At 67.3% G+C, this 1,788-nt stretch carries 2 protein-coding genes; both read right to left on the bottom strand.

All coding sequences use genetic code 11. From position 1 onward, the window contains the following. Positions 1-1,105, bottom strand: a 1,105-nt coding sequence (gene moxR1 / locus NP3_RS20985) for a chaperone MoxR1 (RefSeq protein WP_063043298.1), incomplete at its 3' end; no start/stop codon positions are given. Between the two features lie 157 nt (positions 1,106-1,262). Continuing rightward, on the bottom strand, positions 1,263-1,788 hold a 526-nt coding region (locus tag NP3_RS20980; RefSeq protein WP_169814526.1), incomplete at its 5' end, for an NlpC/P60 family protein.

The raw sequence follows: 1,788 nt of genomic DNA, 5'->3' as shown, positions 1-1,788 counted from the left end.
CCATGGCGGGCGACGCGGCCGGAACAGGTGCGGCCTGCGCCGCGGCTCCCTGGGGTGCGACCGCCTGCGGCGCGACCTGCGGCAGGCCGACGGTCTGCAGCACGCGCTTGATCACATCGTCTGGGCTGATCTCATCGGCGAGCGCGTCGTAGGACAGCACCAGACGGTGGCGCAGCACATCCGGAATCACCTCGACGACATCCTGCGGTACCACGTAGTCGCGGCCGCGGATCAGCGCGACGGCGCGGGCCGCTGCGATGATGCCGAGGCTGGCGCGCGGCGAGGCGCCGTAGGCGATCCAGCTCGCCACATCCTGCATACCGAAATCACCGGGCTTGCGGGTCGCCGCGATCACCCGGACCACGTAGTCGACCAGCGCGTGGTGCACGAACGTATTAGCGGCCACCTTCTGCAAGCGGATCAGCTCGGACGGCTCGAGGATCGGCTTGGCCTCCGGCGGGGTGACACCCATCCGGTAGATGATCTCGCGCTCTTCCTCCACCGACGGGTAGTCGACGACCACCTTGAACAGGAAGCGGTCGCGCTGCGCCTCGGGCAGCGGGTACACGCCCTCGCTCTCGATCGGGTTCTGGGTCGCCATGACCAGGAACGGATCGGGCATCGGGTAGGTCTTGCCGCCGATCGACACATGCCGCTCGGCCATCACCTCGAGCAGTGCGGACTGCACCTTGGCCGGCGCGCGGTTGATCTCGTCGGCGAGCACGAAGTTCGCGACGACCGGGCCGAGTTCGGTATCGAATTCCTCGCGGCCCTGGCGGTAGATGCGGGTACCGATCAGGTCGGTGGGCACCAGGTCGGGGGTGAACTGGACGCGGGCGAACGAACCGCCGACCACCCTGGCGAAGGTCTCCACCGCAAGGGTTTTGGCGATACCCGGCACACCCTCGAGCAGTACGTGGCCGCGTGCGAGCACCCCGACGAGCAGCCGTTCGACGAGCCGATCCTGGCCGACGATAACGCGCTTGACCTCGTATATCGCCTTCTCCAGGGTCTGGACGTCACGCTCCAGGGTGCTGGGTGCGGGAGCAGCGGCCTCTTTCGCCAAACTTGCCCCGCTCACACCGTCCGTCGAAGTCACCAACATCCCCGCTTTCGCTTTGGTCCTGTGCGTGCTGCCACAACTATTCCAGGTAATGGCCGCATATGCCGCAACCGGACCCGAGATCACGGCAAATCAACAGGTTCACGGTCGGGTTCGCGGCGTGCGGCCCAGCCTGGGGGTTACCAGAAGAGCCTAGGGGTTACGAGACGATCCGCACCGCGTACGGCATGATGCCGCCCTCGCGCACCGGAGACACCCGTACCACCTCGCCGGATTGCGGCGCCTCGACCATCTTCCCGTTTCCGAGGTACAGCGCAACATGTTCGCTGCCGTTCGGCCCCCAGAACAACATGTCGCCGCGGCTGCGCTCGGCGACGGGCACTCTGGTGCCCGCGTTGTATTGATAGCCGCTGTAGTGCGGCAGTGAGACGCCGATACCGGCGAAGGCGTAGATCATCAGACCCGAGCAGTCGAAGCCGACCTTGTTGTAATCGCCGTAGCTGTCGGCGACACCGCCGTCGCGGATGCCGAGGGTCGGCCCGTCCTCGTCGCCACCGCCCCACGCATAGACGACGCCCAGCTGCGACATGGCCCGATCGACCACGGTTTCGATAGCCTCGGAGCCGCCGATGGACGGCATGGTCGGCCCGGTGGCGCGCGGGCGGGTCTGGCGTGGCGGCGGCGAATCCTCCATCTGGATATGCGGCCGCTTACCCGCGCCCGCC

Source organism: Nocardia pseudovaccinii NBRC 100343 (assembly GCF_001613225.1).
Classification (GTDB): domain Bacteria; phylum Actinomycetota; class Actinomycetes; order Mycobacteriales; family Mycobacteriaceae; genus Nocardia; species Nocardia pseudovaccinii.
This window is presented reverse-complemented; position numbering and strand designations above follow the sequence as displayed.